This is a genomic window from Streptomyces sp. NPDC008238, assembly GCF_042956445.1.
Taxonomy (GTDB): Bacteria; Actinomycetota; Actinomycetes; order Streptomycetales; family Streptomycetaceae; genus Actinacidiphila.
The window spans coordinates 835093-848498 of the sequence record NZ_JBIBGK010000001.1 but is presented as its reverse complement, the minus strand read 5'-3'; the positions used below and the strand labels follow the sequence as shown (position 1 = coordinate 848498).

The following is a 13406-nucleotide window of genomic DNA, read 5'->3' as shown; positions in this document are numbered from 1 at the left end:
CCGTCCGAGGTCACCGGCCGACCGTCCGGCCCGGCCGGCGCGTCCCTCCCCAGGGGCGCGCCGGCCGGGCCGCATCCGTCCGCCCACGGGCGTCGTGACGCACGTCCCCTCAGGATCCCGGCCCGGCCGGTTCCCGCTCCCCGGGGCGCAGACTCCCCCGGTTCGCCAGCCGGAAGAGGAGCGCGATGGAGGGGAAGATCAGGAGCCCGGCCACCACGGCGACGCCGATCGTCACGGCCAGCGTGGCCTGCGGGGCCGCCGCCGCGTCGATCTCCAGGTGGGTGCCGAGCAGGTACGGGAACTGGGCGACGCCCCAGCCGAGCACCACCAGGGCGACCGCCGACGCGGCGATCCCGCGCAGGAACCTCGTCCGCTCCCGCCACACCATGACCATGGTCGCGACCCCGCAGAGCGCGGCCAGCAGCACCAGGGGCAGGGCGCCGTCGCTCAGCCGGCGGAACAGGTGCGGGGAGTCGTGACGCAGGACGAAGACACCGGCGATGCTGACGGCTCCGGTCACCAGGGCGGCGAGCAGGGCCCGGCCGCGGAAGTGCCGCTGCAGGCCGTCGTCGCGCTGCTGTCGGGCGGCCACGTACAGGTAGGTGGCGGCCAGGTAGGCGCAGACGAGCACGGCCAGCACGCCGCCGAGCACCGAAGTGGGGTTCAGCCAGCTGGTGACCGCGTCCCCGTTGCCCGCCGTGGGCACACGCCCGGAGGCGATGCCTCCGGCGATCGACCCGAAGCAGTACGGGGTCAGGACGGACGACGCGGCGAACACCACGCCGTACAGGCGCTGTTCCGGGGTGCGCAGCGAGACCTTGCGGAAGGCGAAGCCGGCGCCGCGCAGCACGATGCCGAGGACGGCGATGCCCAGCGGGATGTGGAGGGTCGTGGTGATGGCGGTGAACGCGACGGGGAATCCCGACCAGAGGAAGACCAGGCAGTAGACGAGCCAGGTGTGGTTGGCCTCCCAGACGGGGCCGACGGAGGTGTCGATCAGGTGCCGGGGGCGTCTGCCCCGTTCGGCCCCGCCCGCCGTGAGGTCCCAGAAGCCGGCGCCGAAGTCCGCGCCGCCGAAGAGGCAGTAGGCGATGACGCCGAGGAAGAGGAAGGCGGCGACGGCGTCCGGCATCACCGCTCCGTCCCGGCGCGGGTGCCGACGGGTTCCGGGCCGGTGCGGGGGCCGTAGGGGACGTCCACGCTGTCGTCGCCCTCGGCCTGCCAGCGGCGCTTCATCGACAGCAGGACCGTCACCGCGCCGGTGCCCACGGCCGCGTAGATGACGACGACCGACCCGAAGAACGGCCACAGGTTGCCCTGGGTGGTCACCGCGTCCCGGGTGAGGAGGTGGCCGACGACGGTCCAGGGTTGCCGGCCCACCTCCGTGACGATCCATCCGCTCTCCAGGCAGGCCACGGCGGCCAGGCCGCTGACGGCGCAGCAGCGCAGGAACCAGCGCTGCCGTTCCAGCGGACGCCGCCGCCGCCACAGCCAGGCGAACCACAGCGCGAGGGCCAGCAGGGCGAAGGTGAGTCCCACCATGACGTCGAAGGCGAGGTGGACGGTGCTGACGAGCCGGTCCGAGGGGCGCACGTCCGCGGGGATCGCGTCGAGCCCCTTGATCTCGGTGGAGGGGCGGAAACCGGCCAGCAGGGAGGCCATGTCCGGCACGGGGATCCCGTACCGGACCTTCCCGTCGACCAGCACCCCGCCGAGCGTCTCGGGGACGTGCGTGCCGGTCTCGGGCAGCATCTCGACCGCGGCGAACTTGGCGGGCTCGGCCTGGTAGACGTACCGGGCGATGGTGTCCCCCACCAGGGCCTGCAGCGGGAGCGCGACGGCGGCGGTGACGAACCCGATGAGGAACCCGGTGCGGTGGTAGCGGGAGGTGCGGCCGCGCAGCATGCCGGCCGCGTAGACGCTCGCCACCGCGAACCCGGCGACGATGTAGGCGGCGAGCAGCATGTGCAGGAACTCCCACCCGAAGGCCCCGTTGAAGAAGACCTCCGCCGGCCGGACGGCCACGATCCTCCCGTCGCGCGACGTGAAGCCACCGGGCTGGTTCATCCAGCTGTTGGCGGCGATGACCGCGGCGGCGCCCCCGATGCTCGACAGCGCCACCGGTACGCCCGTCCAGAAGTGCGCCCACGGCGAGAGCCGGTCCCAGCCGTAGATGTAGAGGGAGACGAAGATCGCCTCCAGGAAGAAGAACAGCCCCTCGATGGCGAACGGGAAGCCGAACGCCGGGCCGTAGTCGCGCATCAGCCCGGGCCAGAGGATGCCGAGCTCGAAGGAGAGGACGGTGCCGGTGATCGCGCCCACGGCGAAGAGCACCGCCGCCACCTTCGACCAGCGCCGCGCGAGCCGCATCGCGTCGGCGTCCCCGCGGCGCAGACCGCGGTGGTTCGCGATCAGCATCAGCGTGGTGAGGGCGACGCCGAACGGCACCAGGATGATGTGGAAGCCCAGGGTGAAGGCCATCTGCTGACGGGCCGGCAGCAGCTGCGCCGGATCACCCGCCGCCCCGGGGACCTGCGCCAGCAGGTCCCAGGCGCCCGTCACCGTCCGCACCGCCGGCCGGCGGGGGGCCTGCGGCCCGGAGCACTCGCGTTCGCCAGCGTCATCACATCGACCACGACCCTTTCGCGACAGGACGATCACCTTAGGTCACGAGGGTCGCTATGGGTGGTAATGCGCACTGGGGGCGGAGGCCGATGACCCGTTCGGTGGTCGCGGCCGGCGGCCTCGGGCCGGCCGGTCCGGGGCGGGGCGCCCGGCGGTCAGCGGGTGCGCGCGGGCGGGCGCGGCTTCCTCGCACCGTACGGGTGCGCGCGGGTGCGGTCGCCCTCGAGGCGTCCGAGGGCGGCGGAACCGGCCGACTCGTCCAGGGGAAGCCGGCGAACTCTTCCCGGCGCGCGTACCGCCCGGCGTCCGCCGGCGGCCAGGTACCGGGCCGGTTTCCAACGTTGAACACGTTCCGGTTCCGCGTGACGGCAGCACATTCACCCCCAACGACGCCCTTGTCAGGGGCACTTCATTCCTGCCGCCCGGCCCCCGCGACCCCCTTCCGTTCATCTCCCGCAAGGGCTCGAAGGCCTTCGCACGCCGTTTACACATCACCTGACGGCCCGTCGACGGGCTTCGACGCGAGGTCTGGACACGGCGGCGGGGCCCTGCTTTCATGCTCTCCGCGCCGACTATTTCCAACGTTGTAAGACCACGTTCCCGGCGCGCAGCGCTCTTGGTTCCAGGCACCGCACACTCCTGACCCGCAACTTTCCCGTCAAGGCGTCGAAGACTCCCACGGAAGGTGCACCATGAGTCCTGGCCGACGACGTACCAACCGCTTTGCTCGCTTCACCGCCCTGGTGGCGATCCTCCTCGGGGCGGCCCTGCTGACGCCGGTCACGGCGTCCGCCAGGCCCTCCGCCACGGCCGACGCCCCCGCCGGCCGCACCGCCGCCCCCGCCGACGCGGGACTGCGCGGCGACTACTACCGGATGTCCAGCGGCACCGCCCTGGACTTCGCCCGGTACACCGGCACCCGGATCGACACCTCGCTCCATGTCGACGACCTGCTGCCCACCCTGCGCGCCTACGCCGGCACCACCGACAACGTCGCGGTGCGCTGGACGGGCCGCCTGGAGGTGCCCGCCGACGGCACGTACACCTTCTACATCAAAGGCGATAACGGCTTCCGCATGTCCCTGGACGGCGCGAGCGTGATCGACCACTGGACCACCGACTGGGACGTCCAGACCACCTCGCAGCCGATCACCCTGACCGCCGGCCTGCACGAGCTGGCCTACGACTACAACCAAGGCAACGGCGGTGCCTACCTGCACACCGAGTGGTCCGGGCCGGGCTTCGACCGCCGCCCCGTACCGGACTCCGCGCTGCACCTGCCGGCCGGCTTCGCCCCGGCGGACGCTGAGGCGTCGGTGGCCACGACCGGCCGCACCGCCACCGTCGAGCTGGGCTCCCCCGTCACCGCCCTCCCCGAGGGCGCGGCCTCCCACCTGGCCCTGCTGTCCGGCGGCACGCGCTGGTCGGCCACCGTCTCCCGCGACCCGAAGCACCCCTCCCGGCTGGTCCTGAAGCCGGCCGAGGCCGACTCCCCGGTCTCGCTCAACGCCGACGTCCGGATCAGCTACGACGGCCGGGGCGGCATCACCACCGCCGGCGGCGACCTCGGCCCCTTCTCGATCGTCGCGCGCAACGACTCGACCTGGTACTTCCGGACCAGATGGGCCGAGGACGTCTCCCCGTCCCACCCGCTGCCGGACTACCCGCGGCCGCAGCTGACCCGCGAGAAGTGGAAGAACCTCAACGGGACCTGGCAGTTCCAGCCGACCGCGCAGGACGCCGCGCTCCCCCAGGGCAGACTGAGCGGCAGCATCGTCGTGCCCTACCCGATGGAATCGGGTCTGTCGGGTGTCGCCCGGCACCACAACTGGTCGCTCTACCAGCGCACCTTCACCGTCCCCGACGACTGGCGGGTCCGTTCCGGCAACCGGCTGAAGCTCAACTTCGGCGCCGTGGACTACGAGGCATGGGTGTACGTCAACGGCCGCGAGGTGGCCCACCACACCGGCGGCTACCAGGCGTTCAGCGCCGACGTCACCGACGCCCTGGCCGGGCGCGGCCCGCAGACCCTGCTGGTGAAGGTCCGCGACACCACCGACGACCGCTACGCGCTCGGCAAGCAGTCCCGCAACCCCAGCGGCATCTGGTACACGCCGAGTTCAGGCATCTGGCAGACCGTCTGGATGGAGCCGGTCCCCCAGGCGTCGGTCGACTCCCTGGTGCTGACCCCGGACGTCGCGGACTCCTCGCTCTCCGTCACCGTACGGCCGGGCGCGGGCACCTCGCCGGGCGCGAGGGTCACCGCCACCGCGTACTCCCGTGACGGGCGCAAGGCCGGCGCGGTCACCGGTGCCGCCGGCACCGCGCTGCGGCTGCCCGTCCCCAGCGCCCACCTGTGGAGCCCGGACGACCCGTACCTCTACGACCTCGAGGTCACCCTCACCGACGGCCGCGGCGGCAAGGACCGCGTCGGCTCCTACTTCGGGATGCGGTCGATCGAGGTGTCACCGGCCGGCGGCACCGAGCGGATCAAGCTCAACGGCAAGCCGGTGTTCGTGCTCGCCACCCTCGACCAGGGCTTCTGGCCCGACGGCCTCTACACCGCGCCGACCGACGAGGCCCTGAAGTACGACCTCGTGCAGCACAAGAAGCTCGGCTTCAACGCGGTCCGCAAGCACATCAAGGTCGAGCCCGCCCGCTGGTACTACTGGGCGGACAAGCTGGGGCTGATGGTGTGGCAGGACATGCCGAGCCGCGGTACGGCGGCCGCCGGCACCCCGGAGACGCAGACGTTCATCGACCAGGTCCACCAGATCGTCGACCAGCACATCAGCACCCCGTCGGTGCTGGTGTGGACGCTGATGAACGAAGGCTGGGGCGAGTGGAGCAAGCAGGCCACCGGTGAACTCGCAGACGCCGTGCGGGAGCAGGACCCCTCGCGCCTGGTGGACGCCCACTCCGGCGTCAACTGCTGTGCATCCAAGGGCGACTCGGGCCGCGGCGACCTGATCGACTTCCACGACTACCACGGCCCGGCCAGTCCGGCCCCGGACGACACCCGCGCCGCCGTCGACGGCGAGCACGGCGGCTACTCCTACCTCGTCCCCGGCCACATCCTGGGCACCGCGGGCGGCCAGGACTACGGGGACGCGGCCCACAGCGAGGAGGAACTGACCGCGGCCTACGTGGAGAACACGCGCAAGCTGCTGCGTCCGGCGGCCTGCGGCCTGTCGGGCTCGGTCTACACCCAGATCACCGACGTCGAGGGCGAGCTCAACGGCCTGCTCACCTACGACCGCGACGTGGTCAAGGTGATCCCGGAACAGGTACGGGACATCAACCGCCAGGTCATCGCGGCCGGAGCAGCGGCGGGCGGGGCCGACGTGCCGCCCGGCACCCCCGGACCGAACGGCGTCGGCTGGTGGCCGCTGCACGAGGGCTCCGGCACCGTCGCCGAGGACGTCGCCGGGGACCACGACGGCACCCTGACCGGCGGCACGAGCTGGACGACCGGCCCGAACGGCGCCGCCCTGCAGTTCGACGGACGCACCGGATCCGTCGACACCGGCGCCGCCGTCCTGGACACCGACACCCACGACTACTCGGTGGCCGCCTGGGTCCGGCTGGACGACAAGGGGCACTTCAGCACCGCGGTGTCCGTCGACGGCGACACCAACAGCGCCTTCTACCTGCAGTACTCGCAGGCCGACCGGCGGTTCGCCTTCAGCTTCGCCGGTAGCCGGGCCCTGGCCGGCACCATCGGCGAGCCGGAGGCCGGCCGCTGGTACCACCTGGTGGGCAGCTACAGCCACCGCGAAGGCCGGCTGCGGATCTACGTGGACGGCGGCGAGGCCGGCTCGGTCCGCGGCTGCAACGCCGAAGGCCCCTCGGGCCACCTGGTGATCGGCCGCGGCAAGTACGGCGGCAACCCCGTCGACCACTGGAGCGGCGCGATCTCCGACGTACACGCCTACGACCGCGCGCTGAGCGCCGCCGAGGTGGCGTCCCTGGCGGCCGGCGAACCCGCCGTCCCGGCGAAGCGCTGACAGAGCACCGACCACGAGCGGCCCGCCCCGGCACGGGGCGGGCCGCCTCCCGGGCCGTCCCCCGGGGCACGGCGGCGCCACCGCACCTCCCCCGATCAGGTCGCACACCGCTCTTCGAGGAGTTGAACGTCCATGAGCACCTCCCGTTCCACCCGCTTCCTTGCCGTCGTGTGCCTCACCGCCGCGGCCGCCCTGACCGCCACCTCCTGCGCCAAGGAGGAGGGCTCCGGCAGCGCCTCCGCCTCCTCCTCCGAGGGCGCCCAGGTCGTGCAGTCCCCGACCGCGGCGACCGACGCCGCCGGCAGCGGCTGCACCCTGCAGACGTACGGGGCGAGCAAAATCGACCTCAAGGACGCCGTCGTCGGCTTCTCGCAGTCGGAGAAGGAGGCGAACCCCTTCCGCATCGCCGAGACCCAGTCGATCAAGGAGGAGGCGGCGAAGCTCGGGGTCAAGAAGCTGCTCACGACCAACGCGCAGTCGCAACTGCCCAAGCAGATCAGCGACATCCAGGACATGCTCGCCCAGGGCGCCCAGTTGCTGATCGTCGCGCCGCTCAACTCCGACGGCCTGGAGCCCGCGCTGCGCGCGGCGGCGGCCAAGCACGTGCCCGTCATCACCATCGACCGCAAGATCAACGCCACCGCGTGCAAGGACTACGTGGCCTTCCTCGGCTCGGACTTCGTCGAGCAGGGCAAGCGCGCCGCCGACCGGATGATCGAGGTCACCGGCGGCAAGGGCAAAGTCGCGATCCTGCTCGGGGCCTCCGGCAACAACGTCACCACCGACCGCACCAAGGGCTTCGTCGACCAGCTCAAGGCGCAGGCCCCCGGCCTGGAGATCGTCGCCCAGCAGACCGGCGAGTTCGCCCGCGACAAGGGCCAGCAGGTGATGGAGCAGCTGATCCAGGCGAACCCCGGGATCACCGCGGTCTACGCGGAGAACGACGAGATGGGCCTCGGCGCGGTCACCGCGCTCAAGGCGGCCGGGAAGAAGCCCGGCAAGGACGTCAAGATCGTGTCGATCGACGGCACGCGCAACGCCGTGCAGGCCCTGGCGAACGGCCAGTACAACGGCGTCATCGAGTCCAACCCGCGCTTCGGGCCGCTCGCCTTCGCCACCGCGCAGAAGTTCTTCGCCGGCGAGGCCATCCCCGAGGACGTGATCATCTCCGACCGCGAGTACGACGCGTCCAACGCCGAGCACTCGCTGTCCGGGGCCTACTGAGCCCCCGCGCCTGCCGCCCGGCCCTCCTCCCCCGCCGGGCGGCAGGCCCGTCCCTCCCGGTCCAGGCCCACCGGCTCCCGGCCACCCGCTCCCCGACTCCGCGACCCCACGGAAGGCCCGCCATGGCACCCCCCGACGCGGCACCCGCCGCACCGCCGCCCGGTCCGGACGACGGCCCCACCGCGCCCGCGGTGCTGGAGGCCGTCGGCATCGGCAAGCGCTTCCCCGGCGTGGTGGCGCTCGACGACGTCTCCTTCACCCTGCGCCGGGGCGAGATCCACGCCCTCGTCGGGGAGAACGGCGCCGGCAAGTCCACCCTCATCAAGGTCCTCACCGGTGTGCACCGCCCGGACGCCGGCGAGGTACGGCTCGACGGCGCCGCCGTCGCCTTCGCGCGGCCGTCCGACGCCCAGCACGCCGGTGTCACCACGATCTACCAGGAGGTCAACCTCGTCCCGCTGATGAGCGTGGCGCGGAACATCTTCCTGGGCCGCGAGCCCAAGAACCGCCTCGGCCTGATCGACTTCCCGCGGATGCACCGGGAGGCGGCGGCACTGCTGGCGGGCTTCGGTGTCACCGCCGACGTCCGCCGCCCGCTCGGCAGCCTCGGCGTGGGCACCCGGCAGATGGTGGCGCTGGCCCGCGCGGTGTCGGTGCGCGCCAAGGTCGTCGTGATGGACGAGCCGACCTCCGCGCTGGAGCCGCGCGAGGTCGAGACGCTCTTCCGGGTCATCGGCGACCTCCACGACCGGGGCATCTCCCTCCTGTACGTCAGCCACCGGCTGGAGGAGCTGTACCGGATCTGCGACCGGGTCACGGTGCTGCGCGACGGGCGCCTGGTGCACACCGGCGACCTCGCGGAGCTGGACCGGATGCAGCTGGTCGCCATGATGCTGGGCCGCGAGGTCTCCGAGGTGCGCCGGCACGGGCGGACCGGTTTCGGCGAGGACCACCACCCCGACCGCGAGGCGGTGCTCACCGCCTCCGGGCTGAGCAGGCGTCACGTCCTGGACGACGTCTCCCTGGAGCTGCGCCCCGGAGAGGTGCTGGGGCTGGCGGGGCTGCTGGGCTCCGGACGCAGCGAGACCGCCAAGGCCCTGGCCGGGGCGCTGCCGCTGGACTCGGGGTCGGTGACGGTCGCGGGGCGGCGGCTGGGCCGCCCCTCCCCCGCCGCCGCGATCCGCGCCGGCGTCAGCCTGCTGCCCGAGGACCGCAAGGCGGAGGGCATCGTCCCGGGCCTGTCGGTACGGGAGAACATCGTGCTGGCCGCCATGCCGCGGCTGTCGCGGGGCGGCGTCGTCTCGCGGGCCCGTCAGGACCGCGTCGTCGACGTCTTCATGAAACGCCTGCGGATCAAGGCCTCGGGTCCCGAGCAGAAGGTCGGCGAGCTCTCCGGCGGCAACCAGCAGAAGGTGCTGCTGGCCCGCTGGCTGTGCCTGGAGCCGAAGGTGCTGCTCCTCGACGAGCCGACCCGCGGCATCGACGTGGGCGCCAAGGCGGAGGTGCAGGCGCTGGTGGACGAACTGGCCCAGGAGGGACTCGCGGTGCTGCTGATCTCCTCGGACATCGAGGAACTCGTCGAGGGCGCCGACCGCCTGGTGGTGCTGCGCGGTGGCGCGGTGGCCGGCGAGCTGACGGGCGAACGGGTCGGCGAGGGGGAACTGCTGGAGGTCCTCGCGGCCCACGCGCCCGCGCCGGAGGGCGACGCGGACGGCGAGGCGGTGCGGCACGATGGCTGAGCTGTCCCCGGCCGTGCGGCGCGGCCCCGTCCGGATCCCCGCCCCCGCCTGGTTCCAGGCGTACGGGGTGTACGCGGCGGTGGCCGTACTGGTCCTGTTCAACGCCGTCTTCACCGACCACTTCCTGACCGCGGCCAACCTGCGCACCCAGCTCGTGCAGGTGGCCCCCGTGGTGATCGTGGCGCTGGGCATGGCGCTGGTGATCGGCACCGAGGGGGTGGACCTGTCGGTGGGGTCGGTCATGGCCCTCGCCGCTGCCCTGCTGCCGCTGTACCTGGGCTACGGGCTGCTGCCCGCGCTGCTGACGGCGCTGGCCGCCGGGGTGGTGGTGGGCGCCGTCAACGGCACCCTGGTGGCCGTGGTGGGGCTGCAGCCGATCGTGGCCACCCTCGCACTGTTCGTGGGCGGCCGTGGCCTCGCCCTGGTCCTCGCCGACGGGCAGCTCAAGCAGATCGCCAACCCGGGCCTGCTGGGGCTGGGCACCGACGACGTCCTGGGCGTCCCGGTGGTCGTGCTGATCGCCGGGGTCCTCGCCCTGCTGGTCGCCGCGGTCGTGCACCGCACCACCTTCGGACGCCGGTTGGTGGCGATCGGCGGCAACCGCGCCGCGGCCGGGCTGGCGGGCCTGCCGGTGAAGCGGGTACTGGTCGGCGTCTACGTGGTGTGCGGGGTGCTGGCCGCCCTGGCCGGGGTGCTGGCCACCGCCCGTCTGACGGCCAGTGACCCGTCCACCCTGGGCACCTTGATGGAGCTGTCCGCGATCACCGCGGTGGTGGTGGGCGGGACCCCGCTCACCGGCGGGTCGGTGCGCGTCCTGGGGACGGTCTGCGGGGCGCTGCTGATGCAGTTGCTGCGGGCCACCCTGGTCAAGCACGACCTCCCCGACTCCACCGCGCAGCTGGCCCAGGCCGTCATCATCCTCGTCGCCGTCTACGTCGCCCGGGAGCGCCGATCCCGATGAAGTCACTCACCACGCCCCGCTCCGCCGGGGCCACGCCGGAGCCGCCCGCGGTGGCGGCGGCACGCGCCGGGGACCGGCGGCGGCTTGCCGTACTGGTGCAGCGGCAGGGCGTGTTCGCCGTCCTGCTGCTGCTCGTGCTGGTCTCCTCCTTCGTCTTCCCGTCCTTCGGAACCCTCGACAACGCGCGGAACGTCACCGTGCAGGCCTCGTTCCTGGCGATCGTGGCGCTCGGCATGACGTTCGTCGTCATCACCGGCGGGATCGACCTGTCGGTCGGCTCGGTCTTCGCGCTGGGCGGTGTCCTCGCGGCCTGGGCCGCGCAGTACGGGACGCTGCCGGCGCTGCTGCTGCCGCTCGCGGTGTGCGGCCTGCTCGGCACCGTGCACGGCCTGCTCATCGCGCGGGCCGGGATGGCCCCGTTCATCGTCACCCTCGCGGGGCTGCTGGCCGCCCGGGGACTGGTGCTGGCCCTGACCGACGAGGGCGCCGACACCTATCTGGTGCCGCACGGTTCGGCCTTCGCCGAACTCGGGCAGGGCACGGTCCTCGGGTTCGGCCACCCGGTCCTGATCGCGCTCGTGCTGTTCGCCGCCGGCGGGCTGGTGCTCCAGCGGACGTCGTTCGGGCAGTCGCTGTTCGCCGTGGGCGGCAGCCCGGACGCGGCCACGCTGATGGGGCTGCCGGAGGCCAGGACCCGGGTGCTGGTCTATGCGGTCAGCGGGCTGCTCGCCGGCTTCGCCGGCGCCCTGAACGCGGCCCGGCTCTCCTCGGGCGTGACCATCATCGGCGTCGGCATGGAACTGGACGCCATCGCCGCGGTCGTCATCGGCGGCACACTGCTGGTCGGCGGTGCGGGCTCGGTCAGCGGCACCCTGTGGGGCGTCCTGGTGCTGGCGGTGATCCAGAACCTCATCAACCAGATCGGCTCCCTCAATTCCTCGTACCAATCGGTGGTCAGCGGCGGCTTCCTTATCGTGGTGGTCGTGGCCCAGCGGTACCTCGCGCGGGGGCCGCACACCACATGACCGTGCCGGTGCCGGTGGGCCGCGCGCGGCCCTCCGGCACCGGCCCAATCCGGAAGGGAGCGCCGTGGGCGTCAGCCTCAAGGACGTCGCGCAGCGCGCGGGAGTGTCCATCAAGACCGTCTCGAACGTCGTGAACGGCCACCCGCACGTCACACCCGCGATGCGCGCGCGGGTCCAGCAGGCGATCGACGAACTGGGCTACCGGCCCAACCTCACCGCCCGGCACCTGCGCAAGGGCCGCACCGGCATCATCGCGCTGGCGCTGCCGGAACTCGGCAACCCGTACTTCGCCGAGCTGGCCGGCGCCGTCATCGACGCCGCCGCGCGCCACGACTTCACGGTGCTGCTCGACCACACCGCCGGCGAACGGCGCAAGGAGATCCTGGTGACGCAGGGTTTCCGCACCCATGTGATCGACGGGCTGATCCTCTCTCCGATCGAGCTGGAGACGCCGGACCTGCTCGCCCGCACCGACGACTCGCCCCTGGTGCTCCTCGGGGAGCGCGAGTACGACGCCCCGTACGACCACATCGTGATCGACAACGTGGCCGCCGCGCGCAGCGCGGTGCGGCACCTGGCGGGGACCGGACGGCGGCGGATCGCCTTCATCGGCGCCCGCAGCGAGGTCGCCCGGCAGCCCGCGCACCTGAGACTGCGCGGCTGGCGCGAGGAACTGGCCGCCTGCGGGCTGCCGCACGGCGACGACCTGGTCGCCACGGCCTCCGGGTACGGGCGGGCCGACGGCGCCCAGGCGATGGCCGACCTGCTGGACCGCGGGGCCCGGCCGGACGCGGTCTTCGCCTACAACGACCTCCAGGCCATCGGCGCCCTGCGGGTGCTGACCTCCCGGGGGCTGCGTGTGCCGGAGGACGTGGCGCTGGTCGGCTTCGACGACATCGAGGAGGGGCGCTTCGGCGCCATCACCCTGACCACGATCTCCCCCGACAAGAAGGCGATCGCCCGCCAGGCCGTCGACTGCCTCGTGCAGCGCCTGACCGGGGCGCCGGACGCCCCGCCGCGCCGGGTGCGGCCCGGCTTCGACCTGGTCGTCCGCGAGTCCACCCTGGGTCGCGGTCACTGACGGTCCGGGGTCCGCGCGGTCCGCTCCCACCAGCGGTCCGCGCGGGCCCGGGCCAGTTCGGTGTCGTACTGCCGCGCGTCGAAGTGGAGTTCCGACGGCGGCCGGGTGAACGGCCCCTGCCAGTCGGCCCACTCCACGACGCCGCCGCTGCGACGCACATGGACCGAGAGGCAGCCGCAGCAACCGCCGGTGCACTCGGGTTCGCCGCACTCGACACGGCGGCCCTCCATGGTCGCGGCCAGTGGGCCGGGGCGGTCCGGCGGCAGCGCCCACGCCGCCAACGGGCCGCGTCCGCCGGGTCCGAGCAGGTCGTGGACGAGGTCGTCGCCGTCCACCAGCAGTTGCAGCCGGGCGCCGTACCGCCGGTCCGGCGGCAACACCCTGATCCCGAGCCGGTTGAACATGCGGCCAGGCTAGAGGGTGCCGCCCATCCGGCTGACGAGTTCGTTGAGGGTGATGCCGTGCGGCGCGAGAAACGCCGCGATCCTGCGGTCCTCGACCGGGTCGGGCAGCGCCCGCTCGGCCTCGTCGGCGACCTCGGCGAAGCCCGCCTTGCGCAGCATCTCGACGAAGTGGTCCCTGGTGTACTCCACGCTCACCACCGAACTCCGTTCAGAGGGTGTCGGGGCCGACGCGCCGGGCCGCCCCTTTCCGGCAATCTACGTCCGCCCGCGGCGGCACGCCCTTCCGGGGCCGCCACCGGTCGACACGCCCCGGTGGCGGCCCGGGCTTCGGGCCGGCGAA

10 protein-coding genes are annotated in these 13406 nt (G+C 73.0%); 6 read left to right on the top strand and 4 right to left on the bottom strand.

Annotated elements, in window-relative coordinates; all coding sequences use genetic code 11:
• Window positions 1–109 precede the first annotated feature (109 nt).
• Together ACFZAU_RS03940 and ACFZAU_RS03935 are read right to left on the bottom strand one after the other, a co-directional pair.
• Window positions 110–1132: a cytochrome d ubiquinol oxidase subunit II gene (locus ACFZAU_RS03940; RefSeq protein WP_500550945.1), complete on the bottom strand. Its 1023-nt coding sequence runs from the start codon at window positions 1130–1132 to the stop codon at window positions 110–112.
• Entirely contained in the window at window positions 1132–2562 is a 1431-nt protein-coding gene (locus ACFZAU_RS03935) for a cytochrome ubiquinol oxidase subunit I (protein WP_500550944.1), read from the bottom strand. Before ACFZAU_RS03935 ends, ACFZAU_RS03940 begins: the two co-directional genes overlap by 1 nt.
• Before the next feature lie 755 nt (window positions 2563–3317).
• Between ACFZAU_RS03935 and ACFZAU_RS03930 the strand changes: the two genes are divergently transcribed.
• The 6 genes from ACFZAU_RS03930 (at window position 3318) to ACFZAU_RS03905 (ending at window position 12662) form a co-directional block, all read left to right on the top strand.
• Window positions 3318–6632, top strand: a complete 3315-nt coding sequence (locus ACFZAU_RS03930) for a LamG-like jellyroll fold domain-containing protein (protein WP_500550943.1) — start codon at window positions 3318–3320, stop codon at window positions 6630–6632.
• A gap of 132 nt (window positions 6633–6764) precedes the next feature.
• Complete coding sequence (locus tag ACFZAU_RS03925) at window positions 6765–7856, top strand: ABC transporter substrate-binding protein (protein WP_500550942.1); 1092 nt, start codon at window positions 6765–6767, stop codon at window positions 7854–7856.
• A gap of 122 nt (window positions 7857–7978) precedes the next feature.
• Complete coding sequence (locus ACFZAU_RS03920) at window positions 7979–9595, top strand: sugar ABC transporter ATP-binding protein (RefSeq protein WP_500550941.1); 1617 nt, start codon at window positions 7979–7981, stop codon at window positions 9593–9595.
• Window positions 9588–10556, top strand: a complete 969-nt coding sequence (locus ACFZAU_RS03915) for an ABC transporter permease (protein WP_500550940.1) — start codon at window positions 9588–9590, stop codon at window positions 10554–10556. The genes ACFZAU_RS03920 and ACFZAU_RS03915 overlap by 8 nt, the downstream gene beginning before the upstream one ends.
• Window positions 10553–11581, top strand: coding sequence for an ABC transporter permease (locus ACFZAU_RS03910; RefSeq protein WP_500550939.1), 1029 nt, complete (start codon window positions 10553–10555; stop codon window positions 11579–11581). Before ACFZAU_RS03915 ends, ACFZAU_RS03910 begins: the two co-directional genes overlap by 4 nt.
• A 64-nt stretch (window positions 11582–11645) precedes the next feature.
• Window positions 11646–12662 carry a LacI family DNA-binding transcriptional regulator gene (locus tag ACFZAU_RS03905; RefSeq protein WP_499601026.1) on the top strand — a complete coding sequence of 339 codons (1017 nt, stop codon included), beginning with the start codon at window positions 11646–11648 and terminating at the stop codon, window positions 12660–12662.
• On the opposite strand, the gene ACFZAU_RS03900 is transcribed toward ACFZAU_RS03905, so the two are convergent.
• The gene (locus ACFZAU_RS03900; RefSeq protein ID WP_500550938.1) at window positions 12656–13066 is read right to left on the bottom strand and encodes a hypothetical protein; all 411 of its coding nucleotides are present in this window, start codon (window positions 13064–13066) and stop codon (window positions 12656–12658) included. The two genes, ACFZAU_RS03905 and ACFZAU_RS03900, sit on opposite strands and share 7 nt — an antisense overlap.
• 9 nt (window positions 13067–13075) lie before the next feature.
• On the bottom strand, window positions 13076–13255 hold the full coding sequence (locus tag ACFZAU_RS03895) for a hypothetical protein (protein WP_500550937.1): 180 nt from the start codon (window positions 13253–13255) through the stop codon (window positions 13076–13078).
• Between the last annotated feature and the right edge of the window lie 151 nt (window positions 13256–13406).

Excerpts from the sequence above, each read along its gene's own strand:
- ACFZAU_RS03940 (WP_500550945.1), bottom strand. The coding sequence starts at position 1,132 with ATGCCGGACGCCGTCGCCGCCTTCCTCTTCCTCGGCGTCATCGCCTAC.
- ACFZAU_RS03930 (WP_500550943.1), top strand. The coding sequence starts at position 3,318 with ATGAGTCCTGGCCGACGACGTACCAACCGCTTTGCTCGCTTCACCGCC.
- ACFZAU_RS03925 (WP_500550942.1), top strand. The coding sequence starts at position 6,765 with ATGAGCACCTCCCGTTCCACCCGCTTCCTTGCCGTCGTGTGCCTCACC.
- ACFZAU_RS03920 (WP_500550941.1), top strand. The coding sequence starts at position 7,979 with ATGGCACCCCCCGACGCGGCACCCGCCGCACCGCCGCCCGGTCCGGAC.
- ACFZAU_RS03915 (WP_500550940.1), top strand. The coding sequence starts at position 9,588 with ATGGCTGAGCTGTCCCCGGCCGTGCGGCGCGGCCCCGTCCGGATCCCC.
- ACFZAU_RS03910 (WP_500550939.1), top strand. The coding sequence starts at position 10,553 with ATGAAGTCACTCACCACGCCCCGCTCCGCCGGGGCCACGCCGGAGCCG.
- ACFZAU_RS03900 (WP_500550938.1), bottom strand. The coding sequence starts at position 13,066 with ATGTTCAACCGGCTCGGGATCAGGGTGTTGCCGCCGGACCGGCGGTAC.